This window comes from Pseudomonas sp. GW823-FHT02C05 (assembly GCF_058797595.1).
The window spans coordinates 850,201-870,565 of record NZ_JBXAJU010000002.1 but is presented as its reverse complement, the minus strand read 5'-3'; the positions used below and the strand labels follow the sequence as shown (position 1 = coordinate 870,565).

Annotated in this window: 19 protein-coding genes and 2 pseudogenes; 6 read left to right on the top strand and 15 right to left on the bottom strand. The window is 63.3% G+C overall.

Going from position 1 to position 20,365, the window contains the following annotated elements; all coding sequences use genetic code 11:
- Positions 1-35: 35 nt before the first annotated feature.
- The 4 genes and pseudogenes from araD1 to AC1RGE_RS15020 form a co-directional block, all read right to left on the bottom strand.
- Positions 36-1,031, bottom strand: coding sequence for an AraD1 family protein (gene araD1, locus AC1RGE_RS15035; protein WP_492182428.1), 996 nt, complete (start codon positions 1,029-1,031; stop codon positions 36-38).
- A gap of 52 nt (positions 1,032-1,083) precedes the next feature.
- Positions 1,084-2,259, bottom strand: a complete 1,176-nt coding sequence (locus tag AC1RGE_RS15030; RefSeq protein WP_011059864.1) for an L-rhamnonate dehydratase — start codon at positions 2,257-2,259, stop codon at positions 1,084-1,086.
- Positions 2,260-2,291: 32 nt separating this feature from the next.
- Complete coding sequence (locus AC1RGE_RS15025) at positions 2,292-3,617, bottom strand: MFS transporter (RefSeq protein WP_019093324.1); 1,326 nt, start codon at positions 3,615-3,617, stop codon at positions 2,292-2,294.
- Between the two features lie 383 nt (positions 3,618-4,000).
- Positions 4,001-4,102: pseudogene (locus AC1RGE_RS15020) on the bottom strand (4-hydroxythreonine-4-phosphate dehydrogenase PdxA); the annotation flags it as partial.
- Between AC1RGE_RS15020 and AC1RGE_RS15015 the strand changes: the two are divergent.
- Positions 4,095-4,670, top strand: a pseudogene (locus tag AC1RGE_RS15015) (tripartite tricarboxylate transporter permease); the annotation flags it as partial. The pseudogenes AC1RGE_RS15020 and AC1RGE_RS15015 sit on opposite strands and share 8 nt — an antisense overlap.
- Before the next feature lie 129 nt (positions 4,671-4,799).
- Positions 4,800-5,744: a LysR family transcriptional regulator gene (locus tag AC1RGE_RS15010; protein WP_019093322.1), complete on the top strand. Its 945-nt coding sequence runs from the start codon at positions 4,800-4,802 to the stop codon at positions 5,742-5,744.
- A gap of 15 nt (positions 5,745-5,759) precedes the next feature.
- On the opposite strand, the gene AC1RGE_RS15005 is transcribed toward AC1RGE_RS15010, so the two are convergent.
- From AC1RGE_RS15005 to cysK, 4 genes are all read right to left on the bottom strand, one after another.
- The gene (locus AC1RGE_RS15005; RefSeq protein WP_015634561.1) at positions 5,760-6,137 is read right to left on the bottom strand and encodes a hypothetical protein; all 378 of its coding nucleotides are present in this window, start codon (positions 6,135-6,137) and stop codon (positions 5,760-5,762) included.
- Between the two features lie 348 nt (positions 6,138-6,485).
- The gene (locus AC1RGE_RS15000; protein ID WP_492584562.1) at positions 6,486-7,349 is read right to left on the bottom strand and encodes a DMT family transporter; all 864 of its coding nucleotides are present in this window, start codon (positions 7,347-7,349) and stop codon (positions 6,486-6,488) included.
- Between the two features lie 354 nt (positions 7,350-7,703).
- Positions 7,704-8,642, bottom strand: a complete 939-nt coding sequence (locus AC1RGE_RS14995) for an aspartyl/asparaginyl beta-hydroxylase domain-containing protein (protein ID WP_011059858.1) — start codon at positions 8,640-8,642, stop codon at positions 7,704-7,706.
- A gap of 226 nt (positions 8,643-8,868) precedes the next feature.
- Positions 8,869-9,843: a cysteine synthase A gene (cysK, locus tag AC1RGE_RS14990; protein WP_011059857.1), complete on the bottom strand. Its 975-nt coding sequence runs from the start codon at positions 9,841-9,843 to the stop codon at positions 8,869-8,871.
- Between the two features lie 248 nt (positions 9,844-10,091).
- Here cysK and AC1RGE_RS14985 point away from each other — a divergent pair, with 248 nt between their 5' ends.
- From AC1RGE_RS14985 to AC1RGE_RS14975, 3 genes are all read left to right on the top strand, one after another.
- Entirely contained in the window at positions 10,092-11,168 is a 1,077-nt protein-coding gene (locus AC1RGE_RS14985; RefSeq protein WP_015634558.1) for a DUF748 domain-containing protein, read from the top strand.
- A 143-nt stretch (positions 11,169-11,311) separates the two neighbouring features.
- Positions 11,312-12,157 (top strand): AAA family ATPase, encoded by an 846-nt coding sequence (locus AC1RGE_RS14980; RefSeq protein ID WP_011059855.1) that lies wholly within the window; start codon positions 11,312-11,314, stop codon positions 12,155-12,157.
- Between the two features lie 12 nt (positions 12,158-12,169).
- On the top strand, positions 12,170-13,348 hold the full coding sequence (locus AC1RGE_RS14975; RefSeq protein ID WP_011059854.1) for a vWA domain-containing protein: 1,179 nt from the start codon (positions 12,170-12,172) through the stop codon (positions 13,346-13,348).
- Positions 13,349-13,419: 71 nt separating this feature from the next.
- Here AC1RGE_RS14975 and AC1RGE_RS14970 read toward each other — a convergent pair whose 3' ends face one another.
- The 4 genes from AC1RGE_RS14970 to AC1RGE_RS14955 all read right to left on the bottom strand — a co-directional run bounded on the left by AC1RGE_RS14970 (position 13,420) and on the right by AC1RGE_RS14955 (position 17,142).
- Entirely contained in the window at positions 13,420-14,337 is a 918-nt protein-coding gene (locus tag AC1RGE_RS14970) for a 5-oxoprolinase subunit C family protein (protein ID WP_019093317.1), read from the bottom strand.
- Entirely contained in the window at positions 14,334-15,038 is a 705-nt protein-coding gene (pxpB, locus tag AC1RGE_RS14965; protein WP_011059852.1) for a 5-oxoprolinase subunit PxpB, read from the bottom strand. Before pxpB ends, AC1RGE_RS14970 begins: the two co-directional genes overlap by 4 nt.
- Positions 15,035-15,787: a 5-oxoprolinase subunit PxpA gene (locus AC1RGE_RS14960; protein ID WP_015634555.1), complete on the bottom strand. Its 753-nt coding sequence runs from the start codon at positions 15,785-15,787 to the stop codon at positions 15,035-15,037. The genes pxpB and AC1RGE_RS14960 overlap by 4 nt, the downstream gene beginning before the upstream one ends.
- A gap of 71 nt (positions 15,788-15,858) precedes the next feature.
- Positions 15,859-17,142, bottom strand: a complete 1,284-nt coding sequence (locus AC1RGE_RS14955; RefSeq protein ID WP_011059850.1) for an MFS transporter — start codon at positions 17,140-17,142, stop codon at positions 15,859-15,861.
- Positions 17,143-17,279: 137 nt separating this feature from the next.
- Between AC1RGE_RS14955 and AC1RGE_RS14950 the strand changes: the two genes are divergently transcribed.
- Positions 17,280-18,200 carry a LysR family transcriptional regulator gene (locus AC1RGE_RS14950; protein WP_492584560.1) on the top strand — a complete coding sequence of 307 codons (921 nt, stop codon included), beginning with the start codon at positions 17,280-17,282 and terminating at the stop codon, positions 18,198-18,200.
- Between the two features lie 212 nt (positions 18,201-18,412).
- Here the strand turns inward: AC1RGE_RS14950 and AC1RGE_RS14945 are convergent, their stop codons facing one another.
- Genes AC1RGE_RS14945 through AC1RGE_RS14935 form a run of 3 tightly spaced genes read right to left on the bottom strand, consistent with a single transcriptional unit; the run spans position 18,413 to position 20,273 of the window.
- Positions 18,413-18,955, bottom strand: coding sequence for a DUF2937 family protein (locus AC1RGE_RS14945; protein WP_011059848.1), 543 nt, complete (start codon positions 18,953-18,955; stop codon positions 18,413-18,415).
- A 10-nt stretch (positions 18,956-18,965) separates the two neighbouring features.
- On the bottom strand, positions 18,966-19,742 hold the full coding sequence (locus AC1RGE_RS14940) for a class II glutamine amidotransferase (RefSeq protein WP_011059847.1): 777 nt from the start codon (positions 19,740-19,742) through the stop codon (positions 18,966-18,968).
- A gap of 33 nt (positions 19,743-19,775) precedes the next feature.
- Positions 19,776-20,273, bottom strand: a complete 498-nt coding sequence (locus AC1RGE_RS14935) for a hypothetical protein (protein WP_011059846.1) — start codon at positions 20,271-20,273, stop codon at positions 19,776-19,778.
- Positions 20,274-20,365: the final 92 nt, after the last annotated feature.

Sequence of the window (20,365 nt, the reverse complement as noted above, 5' to 3'; positions counted from 1 at the left end):
TCCTTGACCGGCGCCAGAGGCCGGTGGTTGAAGATTTACAGGGCCCGTACCTGGCCGATGGCCAAGGGCTGGACGCTTGCACCGATGGTGTTTTCCAGGGGCGCGCCGAAGGCTTCGAGGCTGATCTGGAAGCGGTCGCCGGGGCGCGTGCGTACACCGTCGGCAAAGGACAGGGTGGCGGTGCCGAAGTAGTGCACATGGACGTCGCCGGGACGCAGGAACTGCGCGTACTTGAAGTGGTGGTATTCGAGGTTGGCCAGGCTATGGCACATGTTGTCCTCACCGCTGAGAAACTCCCTTTCCCAGAGCACTTCAGCGTTGCGGATAATGCGGCTGCGGCCCACCAGGTGCCGGGGCAGTTCGCCGACCCGCAATTCCGGGCCGTAGGCGCAGTAGCGCAGCTTCGAGTGGGCCAGGTACAGGTAGTTGCGCCGCTCCATCACATGGTCGGAGAACTCGTTGCCCAGGGCATAACCGACGCGGTACGGCAGTCCATCGTCACCGATCACATAAAGGCCGGTGAGCTCCGGTTCCTCCCCCCCATCCTCGGCAAACGGCGGCAGCGGAAAATCGCCGCCGGGACGCACGACAATGCTGCCGTCGCCCTTGTAGAACCATTCCGGCTGGGCCCCCACTTGCCCGGCCTCGGGCTTGCCGCCTTCCAGGCCCCATTTGAAGATGCGCATGGTGTCGGTCATGCCCGCTTCGACCTCGCCGTCATGCTGGTGCATCTTGTCCCGGGCCGAGGCACTGCCCAGGTGGGTCAGGCCGGTGCCGCTGATCAGGCAATGGGCCGGGTCCTCATGGTCCAGGGGCGGCAGCACCCGGCCCTGCTGCAACAGCTGTGCATAGTCCGGTCCCGGATCACTGCCGCGCAGCTGCGCTTCCTGCTGCAGGCTGCGCTGGTTGCGGATCGCCGCCAGAGCCAGTTCACGGGTGCTGGAGGTGTTGCGCAATACTCGCACTTGCTGCTCTTCGATCACTCCGACCTGACGCTGGCCGGTGCTGCTGGCAAATTGAATCAAGCGCATGTTCGCTCTCCCATAGGTGTGTACGGCGCCGCCCGCAAGCGGCGCCCGAGGCTTATTCGATGATGTTGAATTCGCTCAGGTAGTCTTCGCAGATTTCCAGGCCCAGGCCCGGCTTGTGGTCATCGAGCTGGATGTAGCCCTTGACTGGCTGCGGCTCGCCCTTGAACACGTAGTAGAAGAGTTCGTTGCCGACCTCGACGTCGAACACCGGGAAGAACTCGGCCATCGGCGAGGCCGTGGTGGACAGGGTCAAGTGGTAGTTGTGCATCTGCCCGGCATGGGGAATCACAGGCACCGACCAGGCTTCGGCCATGGCGTTGATCTTGCGCGCGGCGGTGATGCCGCCGACGCGGTTGGTGTCGTACTGGATCACGTCGACGGCGCGGCGTTCCAGCAAGTCCTTGAAGCCATAGGAGGTGAACTCGTGCTCACCGCCGGAGATCGGCATGATGCCCATCTTCTTCAGTTCGACGTAGCCTTCAAGGTCGTCGGCGATCACCGGCTCCTCCAACCAGCGCGGCTCGAACTCCGCCAGCTTGGGCAACATGCGCCGGGCGTATTCCAGGGTCCAGCCCATATAGCACTCGAGCATGATGTCCACATCCGGGCCGGCCAGTTCGCGCAGAGCGCGTACCTGCTCGATGTTGCGGCGCATGCCGGCCGGGCCGTCCTTGGGACCGTAGCCGAAGCGCATCTTCAGCGCAGTGAAACCCTGGTTGAGGTAGCCCTGGGCCTCTTCGAGGAACAGGTCGAGATTGTCATTGGCGTAGAGCTTGGAGGCGTAGGTCCAGATCTTGTCCTTGGTGCGCCCGCCGAGGAGCTTGAACACCGGCTTGTTCACCGCTTTGCCCATGATGTCCCAGAGGGCGATGTCGATCGCCGAGATGGCCGCCATGCCGATGCCCTTGCGCCCCCACGCGTGACTCTGACGGTACATTTTCTGCCAGATGTATTCGTTGTCGAAAGGGTCCTCACCGATGGCGATCGGAGCCAGATAGGTGTCGATGACTTCCTTGGCCACCCGCGGCGCCAGGGCGCAATTGCCGATGCCCACCAGGCCGTTGTCGGTTTCCACTTCCACCACCAGCCAGCCGTGGAAACGGAACGAGCCCATGGCATCGCCACGCTCGAAGAGGATGTCCGTGGCATTGGTGCAGAAGTGCGCCTGAGGTGGCACGACTTTGCCTTTCCATTCGAATACACGGGTACGGATCGCGGTGATTTTCATCAGGGGGTTTCCTTGCAAGGCGTGGGTAGTGATCAGCCGACCTGGGACGGTGTGAGCTGTTTGGGAGCTGTCGGGGTGTGCCGAGTATTCAGGCGTGACAACAGGATGGCGCCGAGGATGCCTACCAGGGCCAGGGCGAACATCCCCGCACGTGGATCGGCAAACTGGGTTTCCATCAGGGTCTTGAGGTTCGGCGCGACAAAGCCGCCGAGGTTGCCGATGGAGTTGATCAGGGCGATGCCGCCGGCCGCCGCGGCACCGCTGAGGTAGCCGGTGGGGATGGTCCAGAACAGCGGCTGCACGGCGACGAAGCCGGCGGCGGCGAAACAGAAGGCCAGGACCACCGGGACCATGCTGCTACCCAGTGCGGAAGCAGCGATGCCCAGAGCGGCCATGGTCAGCATCACCACCGCCAGGCGCTGATGCTGACCACTGCGGTCGGCATAGCGGGTCACCAGGCGGGTCACCAGCAGGGCACAGATCCACGGAATCGCGGTGATCAGCCCGACGCTGAGGCCCACGTGGCCGTCCAGCAGCCCGGCGATGCGTGTCGGCAGGTAGAACACCACGCCGTAGACGCTCATCTGGATGGTGAAGTAGGCCAGGCAGAATTGCAGGACCCGGGGATTGCGCAGGGCACTGAGGAAGCCGTGGGGGCTGCTGTCCTTTTTCCTTGCGTCCTCTGCGGCCAGGGCGTCATGCAGCGCCTGCTTCTGCTCGACGCTCAACCAGCGCGCATCGCCGGGACGATCCACCAGGTAGAAGTAGGCGGCGATGCCGACCACCGACGCCATCAGGCCCTCGACCACGAACAGCCATTGCCAGTTGGTCAGGCCGAACACCCCATGGAATTCCAGCAACCAGCCCGACAGCGGGCTGCCGAGGACCAGCGCCAGGGGTAGGCCGAAGTAGAACAGCCCCAGGGCCTGGCCCCGGCTCTGGGCCGGAAACCAGTAGGTGAGGTAGAGAATGATCCCCGGGAAGAAGCCGGCCTCGGCCACGCCCAGAAGAAAACGCAGCACATAAAACGTCTGGGCGTTGTGAGCGAACATCATCGCCGCCGACACCAGACCCCAGGTGACCATGATCCGGCACAACCAGACCCGCGCACCGAGGCGATGCAGCATGTAGTTGCTGGGCACTTCGAAGAAGGCGTAGCCAATGAAGAAAATGCTCGCGCCAAAAGCGAAGGCTGCATCGCCGAGGCCGGTGTCGGCTTGCAGCGCCGCCTTGGCGAAGCCGACGTTGGAACGGTCGATAAAGGCCAGGATGTACATCAGGATCAGGAAGGGCAGCAGACGCAGCCGGCTTTTGGAGATGGCGCTGGCGAGCGCCAGCGCAGAATCTGGACGGGTCATGTGGAGGTTCCTTGAGTGCCGGTCAGGCCTTGCGCAAGGGACAAGGCGGGCTTTTTGTAGTTGTTCGATCGCTGAGCGAGTGGCTGGCAGCCGCTCAATCGATGAGGCGACTTTAGCCAGCGCCGACAGCAGCGGCTAATCACTTATGGGCATCCAACGATAACCACAGGTGATCGCCGGAGGGCTTTTATTGCCTTTTAGGGTTATCGGAGATATCTCGTTCCTTTCGCGGGCAAGCCGACGCCTGCAGCCATGCCGGCCAAGGCGCTCTAGCAAACGGCGGATGCCAGAAAGCATTCCCATGCCAAGGCATGGGAATGCGGGAACCAGGAAATGCTCCGATCAGTGGCGGTGGGCGCCCATGCGGCAAGCGATCTCGAAGGCCTGGCGTCGCCCTGAACCTTGAGGAAGATGGTGTCGCCCGGGTAAGGCCCGTCGGTGGCGATGCCCAGAGCCTGGGCGGCCTTCACCGCCGGGCCGATGATCATCCTGTGTACCTGGGCGCGCTTGGCGCGCTATTGGCTGACCCTGCTGCGCAGCACTCTGGTGGGCTGCTGGATGGGCATCACGCCCGCTGGCCCGACTGCGGCCTCGTTCATGAGCTACAGCCTGGCGCGGCCCTTCTCCAAGCACCGAGAGAACTTCGGCAAGGGCGAAATCGAAGGCGTGATCGCCCCGGAAACCGCCGACCAGGCTGCCGGCACCAGCGCCCTGCTGCCGATGCTGACCCTGGGCATTCCCGGCTCTGCCACCGCTGCGGTAATGCTTGGCAGCCTGATGATCTGGGGGCTGCACCCGGGGCCGACACTGTTCGTCGAGCAGCACGATTTCGTCTGGGGGCTCATCGCCAGTATGTACCTGGGCAACGTGGTCAGCCTGATCGTGGTGCTGGTCACCGTGCCGCTGTTCGCCTCGATCCTGCGAATTCCGTTCTCGATCATTGCACCGATCATCATGGTCTGCGCCATTGGTGCCTACTCGGTGCACAACGCCTTCTTCGACGTGGTGCTGATGCTGTTCTGGCCGCTGCTGTCTGCCGACCTGCAGCGGCTGCTTCAGCGCCGTGCAGAAAGCTGAACGAACATCCCCTGGCCCAATGAGCCCCTACCCTTGACGTAGCCCCTGGCAAGGCCTGGCATTTATTGTCAGGCTTGCCGCTGCCTTTTACTGCGAGCCCGGCCCATGACCAAGATTCCTGATGCCAATGTGATCCACAGCCGTCTGCGCCTGCGACAACTGCGGCTGATGCTGGCCTTGCAGGAGTTCGGCTCGCTACGCCGCGCAGCGGACAACATTGGCATGACCCAACCAGCAGCCACCAAGATGCTCCACGAAGCGGAGGACCTGCTGGGTGTGGAGCTGTTCGAACGCCTGCCTCGGGGCATGCGTCCCACGCCCTTCGGCGAGACAGTGATCTACTACGCACAGATGGTCTTCGCCGAGCTCAGCGGCATGCGTGAGGAACTGGTGGCACTGGAATCCGGCAACCTCGGGCGGGTCGCCGTCGGAGCCATTCCGGCCCTGGCCTCGGGACTGCTGACGCGGACCATCGCCACTCTCAAGCAAAGCCATCCACGGTTGTCCATGAGCATCCAGGTCGACACCAGCGACGTGCTGGTACAGGCCTTGCTCCAGGATCAACTGGACATCGTCCTGGGCAGGATTCCCGGCGGCGCACGGGCCGAGGAACTGCTCTTCGACAGCCTGGGTGAAGAGGCCCTGTGCGTGATCGCCGGGGTGCAGAATCCACTGGCGCAAGCCACGCACCTGAGCTGGGCACAATTGCAGAACGAGACCTGGGTCTTGCAACAGCATCCCAGCCCCATGCGCTCGATCATCAACCAGGTGTTTCACAACGCCCGGGTCGATATCCCCAGCAGCATCGTCGAGACCACCTCGATCATGACCTTGCTGTCTCTGGTGCAGCAGACCGACATGATTGGTGTTACACCGGTTTCGGTAGTCGAAGACTATCCCGGGCGTCACCTGTTGGCGGTGCTGCCGATCCAGTTCGAGGCGCGCTTGCCGCCCTTCGGATTGATCACCCGGCGGCACCGCATCCAGTCATCGGCGATGCAGGCCTTCATGAACTCGGTTCGCAAGGAACACGGGCTGAGCCGAGACTGAATCCCGCCAAGGTGCTCAGGGAACGTTCAGGGTGATCAGGTAGGCGCCCGAGGTCACGGCCTTGCCTGCCTGGTCGATAACGGCATAGTGCTGGTCGTAATAGCGCCCCTCGCGCCCGCTGTCGGCCAGGAGCTTGACCTTGACTACGGAGTTTCCCGGGCCGCTGGCGCTGGCCAGCGGGCCGACCCGCCGAACGTCAATGGATCCCCCACGCGAGCCCTGAGGGCACTGCCGCAAGTTCAGCCCATCGCTGGCAGCATTGGAGGTGCAGTTGGACTCTACGATCTTGCCGTAAAAACGGATGATGCCTTGCCCTGAGGGAGTGGCGGCAAGGCAACTGCCCGATAGCCCAAGGAACAGACTCAAAGCAGTGGAAGCAAGCGCTACGTTCATCCTGACTCTCCTTGTGTGTAAGGACTGTATCGTCAGTCTAGGTACGGGCTTTAGCTTTTGAGAAAAGTCTGATGGACTGTTTGGAAGCATTAGAAAAGAAGTCCAATCAACTGGTTATCAAAATCACCTGCAAGCGTTGCTCAGGCGACTCTTCGAGCTGCCTCACGCGGCGCTGAAGCCCTGTCCCAATGCAGTTGGCGAGTACCTTTTCGACAATGATGCCATATGGCCGCCATTCGACATAAAAGTCGACCCTTCATGCCATAAATAGGGAAAACAACCGACCGGGCATTGCACCCGGCCGGTGTCGTCAGCGACGGCGCGCAGAGCTCACGCCGCCCAGGGCGGTCAAGGCTGCTTGCGGAACACGAACACCAGCCCGACGATGATCAGGCCCATGCCCAACAGGCTCAGCAGCCCCAGGCGATTGCCGAAGAACAGGTAGTCCATCAGCGCGGTCACCGCAGGCACCAGGTAAAACAGGCTGGTGACATTTACCAGGTTGCCCTGGGCAATCAGCCGATACAGCAACAGCGTGGCCAGCACCGACACCACCAGCCCCATCCACAGCAGTGGAATCACGAAACCTGCACTGTGCTCGAAGTGAAACGGCTGGAACGGCACGAACAGCGCGCACAGCAGCAGCCCTGCCAGGTACTGCACCGGCAACGTGCCCAGGGGATTGTCGGTGATGCGTTTCTGCATGATCGAACCGGCGGTCATGCTGACCAGGGCCAGCAGCCCGCACAGCATGCCGGTGATGGACATCCCCGCCAGGCCGATGCTCTGGTAGACCACCATCACCAGCCCGGCAAGCCCCAGGCTCAGGCCAAACAGCCGGCTCCAGGAGCGCTGGCGCTCCATCAGCACCACCGTGAGGATCGGCTGCACCCCCATGATGGTGGCCATGACCCCGGGGGTCACCTTCAGGTCCAGGGCCAGGATGTAGAAGATCTGGTAGGCCCCCAGCAGCACCAGGCCGGTGGCCACGGCAAAGCCCATGGCCCGGCGCCCACGGGGCAACCTGAGCTTGAGCAGGGGCGCCAGCAGCATCAGGCCGATCAGGGCAATGACGAAGCGCAGCAGCAGGAAGGCAAAGGGTGAGGCGTGGGCCAGGCCCCATTTGGAGAAGATGGCGCCACTGCTCCAGAGCAGGACGAACAGGGTCGTGGAAGCGGCCGCGAGCGCGGACTTTTTTGAAATGAGCAACATGAAAACCACCTGTAATCAGGCAAGAAGCCAATTCAGCCGAGGCTGAAGTTCAGTAGTGTTTTTTTCAGGCGGGCGCAGGGAACAGCAGCGGTTGCTGATCAGCCCGAGAAGCCAACGCCCGGCGGTGATACGACTGCGTACACCGGCGTGCTACTGACAGGTGGGGGGTAATGACCGATCTGCACAGGCTGCTGATTCCCGCACGGCACGACGCCAGCGTTGACCGCTGAAACCACTACCGCGTTGAGAAGGGAAAAGGCCATATACTGATGGTTCTCGAGAGAGGAAAAACCTGAGCCGCTGTGGACTCATCGGACGCCGAATATAACCAGCGCCCGATATTCATTGCAAGATTTATCCGAACAGCCACTTCCACAGGACTACCAGCACCACCACTGCCAGCACCGGGCGCAGGATGCGGTACAGCTTGGGATGGCGGCGCTTCCACTGCTTGACCACGCCACTGAAGCTGTCGCTGAAGCGCTTGCTCCAGGCGTAGGCCTGGTTGATCCCGCCGACACGCTCGTCATCCAGGTTCTGCGGCGCGGTGGCGCGGCCCAGTTGGGCGCTGACCCAACGGTTGATGCGGGTCATCAGGCGGCTGCTCAGCGGACGCTCGATGTCGCAGAACAGGATCACCCGGGTGATCTCGGTTTCGTTCTTCACCCAATGCACGTAGGTCTCGTCGAACATCACGTCTTCACCGTCGCGCCAGGCGTACTCCTGGCCATCGACGAAGATCCGGCAGGCATCGGAGTTGGGGGTCGACAGGCCCAGGTGATAACGCAGGGAACCGGCGAAGGGGTCGCGGTGCGGGTTGAGGTGGCTGCCACCGGGCAACAGCGCGAACATCGCGCCCTTGACGTTGGGAATCGCGCTCACCAGCTCGACGGTCTTCGGGCACAGGGCCTCGGCCGAGGGCAGCGGCTTGTCGTACCACTTGAGGTAGAAGCGCTTCCAGCCCTTCTTGAAGAAGGAACCGAAACCGGCATCGTTGTTCTTCTCGGCGGCGCGGATGTAACCCTCGTCGAACAGGTGCATGGCCTCTTCGCGGATCACTTCCCAGTTGTCCCGCAGGATGTCCAGCTCGGGAAACTTGCTGCGGTCCAGGTACGGCTTGGAAGGCACCCCGGAGAACAGGTACATCAGGGCGTTATAGGGGGCGAACAGCGCCGAATGGTTGACGAACTGGCGCAGTACCGGCAGACGCGCCTTGCCGCGCAGGTGCACGTAGAGAATGCTGCCGACGAACAGCGACAACACCGCGACCTTGGCGGTAAAGGAAAAGCTCATGCAACGACTCCTTGGAAATAGGCACCTGTAGGGGGAGCGTTCACCCGACCTGGCAGCCGGCAATGATAAACACTCCTGGGCCCTGGAAAAACCCGCACAACCCAACATTCAGCGTTAACGGTTATGCAACAAAGGCGTTAAGTAGCATAAGCAGCCAGGCCCTGGCCTGATATGGGTCAGCATTCGCCGGCAAGCCGGCTCCTGCGGGCGAATGCCTGATCCGTGCTTACTGCTGGTTTTCCTGCTCGGTGAACAGGTCGCTGAAAAGCATGCTCGACAGGTAGCGCTCACCGGAGTCCGGCAGGATCACCACGATGGTCTTGCCCTGCATTTCCGGGGTTTCCGCCAGGCGTACCGCCACCGCCATCGCCGCGCCGCAGGAGATGCCGCAGAGGATGCCCTCTTCCTGCATCAGCCGCAGGGCCATGGCCTTGGACTCTTCATCGGTCACCAGCTCCACCCGGTCGACCATCGCCAGGTCCAGGTTCCTGGGCACGAAACCGGCGCCGATGCCCTGGATCTTGTGGGGGCTGGGCTTGATCTCTTCACCGGCGAGTTTCTGGGTGATCACCGGAGAAGTCGCCGGCTCCACCGCCACCGAGAGAATCGGCTTGCCCTGGGTCTTCTTGATGTAGCGCGACACACCGCTGATGGTGCCCCCTGTGCCAACCCCGGCCACCAGCACGTCCACCGCGCCGTCGGTATCGTTCCAGATTTCCGGACCGGTGGTCTTTTCGTGGATCGCCGGGTTGGCCGGGTTATCGAACTGCTGCGGCATGAAGTACCTGGCCGGGTCGCTGGCAACGATTTCCGCCGCCTTTTCGATCGCCCCCTTCATGCCCTTGGCCGGCTCGGTGAGCACCAGCTCGGCGCCCAGGGCCTTGAGCACCTTGCGCCGCTCGATGCTCATGGACGCCGGCATGGTCAGCATCAGCTTGTAGCCACGGGCGGCGGCGACGAAGGCCAGGCCGATCCCGGTGTTGCCCGACGTGGGCTCGACGATGGTCATGCCCGGCTTGAGCTTGCCGCTGCTTTCGGCGTCCCAGATCATGTTCGCGCCGATCCGGCACTTCACCGAATAGCCCGGGTTGCGTCCTTCGATCTTGGCCAGGATGGTCACCCCGCGCGGGGCGATGCGGTTGATCTGCACCAAGGGCGTATTGCCGATGGAATGGGCGTTATCAGCAAAAATTCGGCTCATGGCTGGGTCCTTATGCAGCAGTGAAGAAGTCCCCAAGGGTATGCCTGGCGCCCTTGAGCGTCCAGTCGCGCAACACCCGGGCCAGCCGGGCCAGTCGTGCCTATGCAAGAGACACATCAGCGACGCCGAGTTCATGGCCCGGCTCCTGCGTTCCCCGAACCTGCGCCCCAGGCCACCCCGGGAACATTGACTCGAACGTCTGCCAACGGACGCAGTCAATGCCTGTATACGGCTGGAGGCTGCTGATCATGAAAGCTCGTTACCGTTGGCCCCTGTGGGTCCTGGCAAGCCTGGTGGTGCTGCTGGTGGCCCTGCATATCGCCCTGCCCTACCTGGTGCGCGACTACTTGAACGACAAGCTGGCGGACATGGGCGACTACCGCGGACGCATCAGCGACATTGACCTGGCCCTGTGGCGCGGCGCCTACCGCATCAATGGCCTGGAGATCGTCAAGGTCAGCGGCAAGGTGCCAGTGCCCTTCGTCAAGGCGCCGCTGATCGACCTCTCGGTGAGCTGGCATTCGCTGTGGTACGACCACGCGGTAGTGGCCAAGGTGCAGTTCATCCAGCCGGAGCTGAACTTCGTCGACGGCGGGGCCGACAAGCAGGCATCGCAGACCGGTGAGGGCACCGACTGGCGAGCCCAACTGGGCAAGCTGCTGCCCATCACCCTCGACGAAGTGCGGATCGATGACGGCAAGATCCACTTTCGCAACTTCAGCTCCAAGCCGCCGGTGAACATCGGCGCGACCCAGGTCAACGCCAGCTTCTACAACCTGACCAACGTGGTGGACACCCAGGGCAAGCGCGATGCGCGCTTCGACGGCAAGGCCCTGCTCCAGGGCCAGGCGCCCATGGAAAGCACCGCCACCTTCGACCCCTTGAGCAACTTCGAGAACTTCGAGTTCCGCCTGCGGGCCCGGGATATCGAGCTCAAGCGCTTCAACGACTTCGCCTCGGCCTACGGCAAGTTCGACTTCAATGCCGGGCACGGTGACGTGGTGATCGAAGCCCAGGCCGAGAAGGGCCAGTTGCACGGCTATATCAAGCCGCTGTTGCGGGACGTGGAAGTCTTCAACTGGCAACAGGACGTGGAGAACCGCAACAAGAGCATTTTCCGCTCGGTGTGGGAGGCCCTGGTGGGCGCCAGCGAAACCCTGCTGAAGAACCAGCGCAAGAACCAGTTCGCCACCCGGGTCGAGCTCAGTGGCAGCGTGCACCAGCAAGATATCAGCGCGTTCCAGGCGTTTTTGCAGATCTTGCGCAACGGTTTCATCCAGGCCTTCAATGCCCGCTACGAGCAGCCCAAGCCGTCGCCTGACTGAGTCACCCCGTGACGCTCCATTCAGAGACTGAATGGGGCGTCCACGTTCACAGTCGACCGGGCAGCGCGTTATAGTCGCGCCATCACTCCCCATTCAATCGACCTGCCCCGGGCAGCTCGCCGTCACCGTTCGAGGAATTGCAGATGAAGTTCGAAGGCACCAGCGCATATGTCGCCACCGATGACCTGAAGCTGGCAGTCAATGCCGCCATCACCCTGGAGCGTCCGCTGCTGGTCAAGGGCGAACCCGGCACCGGCAAGACCATGCTTGCCGAGCAACTGGCCGAATCCTTCGGCGCCAAGCTGATCACCTGGCACATCAAGTCCACCACCAAGGCCCACCAGGGCCTGTACGAGTACGACGCGGTCAGCCGCCTGCGCGATTCGCAACTGGGCGTGGACAAGGTGCACGACATTCGCAACTACCTGAAGAAGGGCAAGCTGTGGGAAGCCTTCGAATCCGAGGAGCGGGTGATCCTGCTGATCGACGAGATCGACAAGGCCGACATCGAGTTCCCCAACGACCTGCTGCAGGAACTGGACAAGATGGAGTTCTACGTCTACGAGATCGACGAGACCATCAAGGCCAAGCAGCGGCCGATCATCATCATTACCTCCAACAACGAGAAAGAGCTGCCGGACGCCTTCCTGCGTCGCTGCTTCTTCCACTACATCGCCTTCCCCGACCGCACCACCCTGCAGAAGATCGTCGATGTGCACTACCCGGACATCAAGAAGGACCTGGTCAGCGAAGCCCTGGACGTGTTCTTCGATGTGCGCAAAGTGCCGGGCCTGAAGAAGAAGCCCTCGACCTCGGAACTGGTGGACTGGCTCAAGCTGCTGATGGCCGACAACATCGGCGAAGCGGTGCTGCGCGAGCGCGATCCGACCAAGGCCATCCCGCCCCTGGCCGGCGCCCTGGTGAAGAACGAGCAGGATGTGCAATTGCTCGAACGCCTGGCGTTCATGAGCCGTCGCGGTAGTCGTTAAGAGGCTGATGCCATGCTGCTCAACCTGTTCAATGAAATGCGCGCGGCCAAGGTGCCGGTGTCGGTGCGCGAGCTGCTGGACCTGATCAACGCGCTCAAGCAGCGCGTGACCTTCGCCGACATGGACGAGTTCTACTACCTCGCCCGGGCGATCCTGGTGAAGGACGAACGGCATTTCGACAAGTTCGACCGGGCCTTCGGCGCCTACTTCAACGGCCTGGAAAAACTCGACGACCACCTGCAGGCGCTGATCCCCGAGGATTGGCTGCGCAAGGAGTTCGAGCGCTCGCTGACGGATGAAGAGCGGGCGCAGATCCAGTCCCTGGGCGGCCTGGACAAACTCATCGAAGAGTTCAAGAAACGCCTGGAAGAACAGAAGGAACGCCATGCCGGCGGCAACAAGTGGATCGGCACCGGCGGCACCAGCCCGTTCGGCTCCGGTGGCTTCAACCCGGAAGGCATCCGCGTCGGCGATGCCGGCAAGCGCCAGGGCAAGGCGGTGAAAGTCTGGGACCAGCGCGAGTACAAGAACCTCGACGACTCGGTGGAACTGGGCACCCGCAACATCAAGGTGGCCCTGCGCCGGCTGCGCAAGTTCGCGCGCCAGGGTGCGGCGGAGGAGCTGGACATTGACGGCACCATCGACCACACCGCCCGGGATGCCGGGCTGCTGAACATCCAGATGCGCCCGGAACGGCGCAACAGCATCAAGTTGCTGTTGCTGTTCGACATCGGCGGTTCCATGGATGCCCACGTGAAGATCTGTGAGGAACTGTTCTCGGCCTGCAAGACCGAGTTCAAGCACCTGGAGTACTACTACTTCCACAACTTCATCTATGAGTCGGTGTGGAAGAACAACATGCGCCGCGGCTCCGAGCGCACCTCGACCCAGGACCTGCTGCACAAGTACGGCGCCGACTACAAAGTGATCTTCGTCGGGGATGCCGCCATGGCGCCCTATGAAATCACCCAGGCCGGCGGCAGCGTGGAGCACTGGAACGAAGAAGCCGGCTACGTGTGGATGCAGCGCTTCATGGAGAAGTACAAGAAGCTCATCTGGATCAACCCCTATCCCAAGGACACCTGGGGCTATACCGCTTCGACCAATATCGTTCGCGAGTTGATCGAAGACCAGATGTACCCCCTGACCCTGCGTGGCCTGGAAGAAGGCATGCGCTTCCTGTCCAAATAAACCCGTTCGCCAGCAAGCCGGCTCCTACAGGGCGATGTAGGAGCCGGCTTGCCGGCGAAGCTTTCAGCCCCTCACCCGAACCGGCGCAGGAACGCCACCTGCTGCCGATGCGCCGTTTCCTGCACCACCGGCGCCAGGCGCACTTCGCTGCCCGGCAGGCACTGCGCCAACCGCGCCAGGGACAGTGGGGTCAACGCCCCCAGCCGTGGATAGCCGCCAATGGTCTGGCGGTCATTGAGCAGGATGATCGGCTGGCCGTCCGGCGGCACCTGGATCGCCCCCAGGGGAATGCCCTCGGAAATCATCGGCCGGCCCTGGTACTGCAAGACCGGCCCGAGCAAGCGCGCGCCCATGCGGTCGGCCCGGCTGTCCAGGCTCCAACTGCTATTGAAGGCATCGAACAGGCTCAAACCGCTGAACTGGCCGATTTGCGCCCCCAGGATCACCTCCAGCGGTGCAGCGGATTGCCAATCCGGCAGTTGCTCCGCCGACAGGCTCTTGAGCGCACCGCCAGCTCCCGAATAACTCAACACCCCACCCTCGCTCAGGGCGCGGCCATAACCATCGGGGCCACCCAGGGCTTCACGCAACACACTGGCGCAACTGCCCAACACCTTGGGCGCGTCGAAACCGCCAGGGGCGGCCAGATAGGCCCGGGCCCCAGAAAATGGCTGGGTGAATCGCAGCCGCTGGCCCTTTTGCAGGATGAAACTGCGCCCCGGGGTCAAAGGCCGCTCATCCACATAGGCCCCAAGATCAGCCCCGGCCAGGGCCAGCAGGCAATAGTCCTCGGCCTGCAGGGTGAAACCGCCCAGGGTGATTTCCACCACCGGCGCATCCAGGGCATTGCCCAGCAGCCAGTTGGCCCAGGACATCGACACCCAGTCCAGCGCCCCGCCCTGGGTCACGCCCAGGTGGCGCACGCCAAAGCGCCCGGCATCTTGCAGCAGGCACAGCGGGGTGCTGGCCTCGATCGTCAATCGGCTCATGCCGGCACCTCCAGTGGCGTGTCATCGCCCCCCAGGCGCAGGAACTCGGCCCGCTCCACTGGGGCAAAGCGCACCCGGTCCCCCGGTTGCATCAGGCTGTAGCCGTCGCGCTCGCGATCGAACAACCGGCTCGGGGTGCGGCCGATCAGGTTCCAGCCCCCCGGCGATACCACCGGGTAAGCCGCGGTCTGCCGTTCGGCGATCCCCACACTGCCCGCCGCCACCCGCTTGCGCGGGGTGTTCAGCCGCGGCGCCGCGAGTGCCTCCTCCACCAGCCCCATGAAGGCAAACCCGGGAGCGAAGCCCAGGGCAAACACTTGATATTCACGCTGGCTGTGACGCTCGATCACCTCGGCCACCGACAGCCCGCTGCGCCGGGACAACAGCACCAGTTCCGGCCCGACACTGAGGTCGTACCACACCGGCAGCACGTGCTCGCGCCCGGCCTGGGTGGTGCCGGGCGCCAGGTCGGTCAAGGCGACCTCGATCCGCTGCCGGGCCTCGGACGGGCTCAGGGCCAGCAAATCGTAATGCACCATCAGCGTGGTATAGGACGGCACCAGATCGACCAGAGACTCGCCGAAGGCCCGCCGCAGCCCTTCGGCGGCGGCCAGCATCCAGGGCATGTTGTCCTCGGCGATCACCTCGAACAGCCGCACCATCAGGCAGTCGATGGCAACTACTTCAACCTGTGGCTTCATAGGCCGGACTGCTGGTTCAGGGCCTCGCGAATGCGCTGCACCGCCGCCACCGAACTGGCGTTGTCGCCATGCACGCACAGTGTGTTGGCGTGCAGCAGCAAGGCGCTGCCGTCGCTGGCGGCCAGGGGCTCGCCGCGGGCGATGGTCAGGGCCTGCTGGAGGATGGTTTGCGCGTCATGGTGCACCGCCCCCGGCAACTGCCGCGACACCAGATGCCCGGCGTTGTCGTAGGCGCGGTCGGCAAAGGCTTCGAACCACAGGGTCACGCCGTACTCATCGCCCAGGGCCTGGGCCGCGCTGTTGTCGCGGGTGGCCATGAGCATCAGCGGCAGTTGCGGGTCGTAGGCTGCCACGGCCTGGATCACCGCCCGCAGTTGCGCAGGCTTGGCCATCATGTCGTTGTACATCGCGCCATGGGGTTTGACGTACTCGACCCGGCCGCCCTGGGCTCGGCAGATGCCGTCCAGCGCACCGATCTGATAGTGCAGCAGGTCCTGGATTTCCTCGGGCGAGTAGCTCATGGAGCGGCGGCCAAAGCCTGCCAGGTCCTGGTAGGCCGGGTGCGCACCGATGCGCACGCCATTGGCCAGGGCCAGGGCCACGGTCTTGCGCATGATGCCCGGGTCGCCGGCGTGGAAACCGCAGGCGATGTTGGCGCAGTCGATAAAGGGCATGACTTCGGCATCCAGGCCCAGGGTCCAGTTGCCAAAGCTTTCGCCGATGTCGCAATTCAATAACAGGCGGCTCATGGTCAGTGTTCCTGTGTTTTTATAAGGGGTCCGCTGCGGGGCAGCGCTGGCAATGCCCCGCAGATTATCAGTTAGCGTGCCTCAAGTTCCTTGCCGCGGGTTTCCGGCAGGCTCAAGGCTGCCAGCACCACCACGCCGTAGGACACCGCGGCAAAGGTGCCGATGGCCGCGCCCAGCGGCACATGCTGGCTGAGCAGGCCGATCAGCAGGGGGAACAGCGCCGCCAGCGCCCGGCCGCTGTTGTAGCAGAAACCCTGGCCGGAACCGCGGATGCGGGTGGGGAACAGTTCGGTGAGGAACGCTCCCATGCCGCTGAAGATGCCCGAGGCGAAAAAGCCCAGGGGAAAGCCCAGCCAGAGCATCACCGCGTTGCTCACCGGCATTTGCGTATAGAGCAGGACGATGGTGAAAGAGCCGGCGGCGAACAGTACGAAGTTCTTCTTGCGCCCGAGAATATCGGTCAGGTAGGCGCTGATTACATAGCCCATGTAGGAGCCGAAGATCACCATGGCCAGGTAGCCGCCGGTGCTCAGCACGCTCAGGCCGCGCTCGGTCTTGAGGAAGGTCGGCAGCCAGAAAGTGATGGCGTAGTAGCCGCCCTGGGCCCCCGCCGCCAACAGCGATGCGCGCAGGGTGGTGCTGAGGATCCCCGGGGCGAAGATCTCGTAGAACCGGGCCGGGTTGCTGGGCTCTTCCCGGGCCCGGGTTTGGCGATAGACCTCAGGGTCCTTGACCAGGCGGCGGACGAAAATCACGAAGATCGCCGGCAGGATGCCCAGCAGGAACAGCCCGCGCCAGGCGTCTTCCGGCGGCAGCAGGGAGAACAGCAGCGCATATAGCAACGCCGTTATGCCCCAGCCCAGGGCCCAGCCGGACTGCACCATGCCCACCGCCTTGCCACGGTTCTTGGCACGGATCACCTCGCCGATCAGCACCGCCCCGGCGGTCCACTCGCCACCGAAGCCGAAGCCCATCAGGGTCCGGGCGATCAGCAACTGCTCGTAGTTCTGCGCCAGGCCACACAAAAAGGTAAAGAATGCGAACCACAGGACCGTGAGTTGCAACGTGCGCACCCGGCCAATGCGGTCGGAGAGGATCCCGGCGATCCAGCCCCCCAGGGCGGAGGCCAGCAAGGTACTGGTATGGATCAGCCCGGCTTCGGCGGAGGTGATGCCCCACAGTGCGATCAGGGTCGGGATCACGAAACTGAGCATCTGCGTGTCCATGCCATCCAGGCCATAACCGAGCTTGCAGCTCCAGAATGTCCGGCGCTCCTGCTGGTTGATGTCCCGGTACCAGTCAAACGGGCCGGCGCGGCGCGGGGCCTTGGCGGCCAGTGTTTCGGGCGCACTCATGGCGATCTCCAGGGTAATTTATTGGTGTTGTTCTGGGCCCCGACGACGCATATCGTGGGTTGGCGCATTCTTCGGCTCGAGCGCCAACTGCGTCCAACTAATAAAAACTGCCCTTATGCATAAGAAAAGTTGATCCCATGAACCTCAAGTTCCTCGAAACCTTCGTCTGGGTCGCGCGGCTGAAGAGCTTCAGCCACACCGCGGAAAAACTCTTTACCACCCAGGCGGCGATCTCCAGCCGCATCGCGGTGCTGGAGGGCGAACTGGGCGTGAAGCTGTTCCTGCGCGACTCCCGGGGCGTCAGCCTGACCCCGGAAGGCGTCAAGGTGCTGGAGCACGCCGAGCAGATGCTCGACACCCTGCAGGTGCTGAAACAGTCCATCCAAGCGCCGTCGAGCAAGGTCGGGCGGGTTCGCATCGGGGTCATGGACACGGTAATCCACACCTGGCTCAGCCCCCTGGTGGCAGAGATGATGGACCACTACCCGCAGGTGGAAATCGAGCTGGTGGCCGACACGTCGCTGAACCTGTGCGACCAGCTGCAAAAAGGCTTTCTCGACCTGGTGCTGCAAACCGACCTGCTGCGCCAGGAAAGCATCCGCAGCCTGGAACTGGCCAGCTATCCCATGGGCTGGATCGCCGCCAGCAACTCGATCTACAACCGCGACTACGCCAACGTCGCCGAGCTGGCCCGGGAACGGATCGTCACCTACTCGAAGAACTCCCTGCCCCACCAGCAGGTGCTGAGCCTGATGCAGGCCAACGGCGTGCTGGCGCCGCGGCTCAACTGCGTCAACTCGGTGTCGGCCATCACCCGCCTGCTGCGGGACGGCTTCGGCATCGGCGCCCTGCCGCCGGTGCTGGTGCGCGAGGAACTGGCCCGGGGCGAACTGACCCTGCTGGCCATCGAACAGCGCCCGCCGAACCTGCAAGTGGTGGTGTCGTGGCGGGTGGGAGTGGAATTGGTGGAGGACATAGTCGAGCTGTGCCAGCGCGTGGTGCAGCGCTATGGGCAGAAGGTCGGCGCGGATTACCTGGTGCTCATCGAACCCCAGTGAACATCGCCATCCCCTCTCTCGTAGGAGCTGGCTTGCCAGCGAACCGCGCGCTGCGGTGTATCAGGCGCGTCGCTTTCGCCGGCAAGCCGGCTCCTACACAGAAAACAAAATCGATACGGCTCCCGTAGGAGCTGGCTTGCCAGCGAAGGCGATCTTCAGTCAGGCGCAAGCCACGCGGCCCCCGTCGCCGGCAAGCCGGCTCCTACAGGGGGTCAGAGGCCTTTGAGGTCGCGCTCTTCAATCGGGCGGCTCTGGCGCAGGCGCTTGCCGCCCAGCACTACCCAGTCGATCAGCCGGTACAGGCATTCCAGGCCGAAGGACAGCAGCAAGGCGCCACTGATACCCCAGATCATGGCTTCCGGGGTCAGCAGGATCTGGTAGCTGTAGCCGTCCCAGGTTTCCTTGCGGATTTCCGGGTCGGGGGCCAGGGCCACTTGCAGCAGGCGGATGTACCAGGGCCCCTGCATCGCCTGGTATTGCTTGTCCAGGGCCAGCTGGCGGCTGAGCAAGCCGCTCAGGCTCTCGGCATCGCTGCGAAACACCGGATCGTCGCTGGCCCGGTAATGGGCCACCAGGGCGTTCATGTCGCCCTTGAAGAATTGCTGCGCGGTGCCCTGGAAGCCCTGCAGGCTGTGCTGCGACTCGATCAGATGCGCCTCGACGCGCTTGGCGTAATCACTGATGAAACCCGGCACTTGCACACCGATCAACAGGCCGGCGGCGAACAGCACCAGCCGCAGATAACTGAGCAACATAGGGATGTCCTTATTCGGTCTGGCCATGGCTGACGCATTCACCGCGCCGCCACAGGCTCCACTGGCCCGGCTGGTAGCGGGTCCAGGTTTCGTTTTCGGTCAAGGGTTCAGTGGCGATCACCGTGACCACGTCGTTGGGCGTGGTTTCGGCCTGGAAGTCGACGATCACATCCACATCCTTCAGCCGCGCCGGGCCGAATGGGGCGCGCCGGGTGATCTGCGCCAGTTTGGTCGAGCAATAGCAGAACAGCCAGTCACCGTCGCTGAGCAGGCCATTGAACACGCCCTTGCTGCGGTATTCGCTGCAGGCCTGGATCAGGGTCGGCAGCAGTTCCTCGATTTCCACCGGCTCGGGAAAGGCGGCCCGCACCCGGTTCAGCAGGTCACAGAAAGCCGCTTCGCTGTCGGTATCGCCTACCGGGCGGTAGAAGCTGGCCTGGGGCTGGAAATCCGCCAACTGGCCATTGTGCGCAAAGCACCAGTTGCGGCCCCACAGCTCGCGGACAAAAGGATGAGTGTTGGCCAGGCAGACCTTGCCGACGTTGGCCTGGCGGATATGGCCGATCACCACTTCGCTCTTGATCGGGTAACGCTGAACCAGGTTGGCCACTTCCGACTCGCTGCTGGCCGCCGGGTCCTGGAACAGGCGCAGGCCGCGGCCTTCATAGAAAGCGATGCCCCAGCCGTCGCGATGGGGGCCGGTGCGGCCGCCACGCTGCATCAGCCCGGTAAAGCTGAAGACGATATCGGTCGGTACATTGGCGCTCATGCCCAACAACTCACACATGCTCGGACTCTCGCTTCAATGCCGGGGGCAGCGTTACAAACGCGGTTCGACCCGCGTATTCAGGGGGGTGCCGGCTGCAGGCTGGCGGCCGTAACGGTCATTGCCGGCGCCACCGAAGGGCTGGTCATCCTCCACTTCGGCAGCCTTGGCGGCAGCTTTCGCCGCTTCGTTGCGTTCCCGGCGCTCCCTGGCCGCGCGCTCAATGGGCCAGCGGATCAGCACGAACAGCAGGTAGACGCCAAAGGCGATCATGCCGTACATGAACAGGTCGGATACCGCACGCCAGGCGTTGTTGCCGACCTTGAAGGCTATATCCAGGGCGGTGATGGCCACGGCCGGGGCAAATTTTTCCTTGACCGGGTCGATGATGGTCGGGCTGAACAGCAGCACCGCCACCAGCACTCGCAGCGGTTCGCGCAGCCAGCGCCACATCCAGCGGGTCAGGCGCATCCACACCAGCAGGCAGCCCAAGGCGGCGAAGGCATAGAGCCCCCAGGCGATCAGATAGTCGTTCTCGGTCATGGTGTCCATGGCAAGGCAGGCAAAGAGGCGCTTATGATAACGACTTTTGCCGTGTCAGGCTGCACCGCCGTCTGCCCAGCCCTCATTTGTCATCGCCCGAG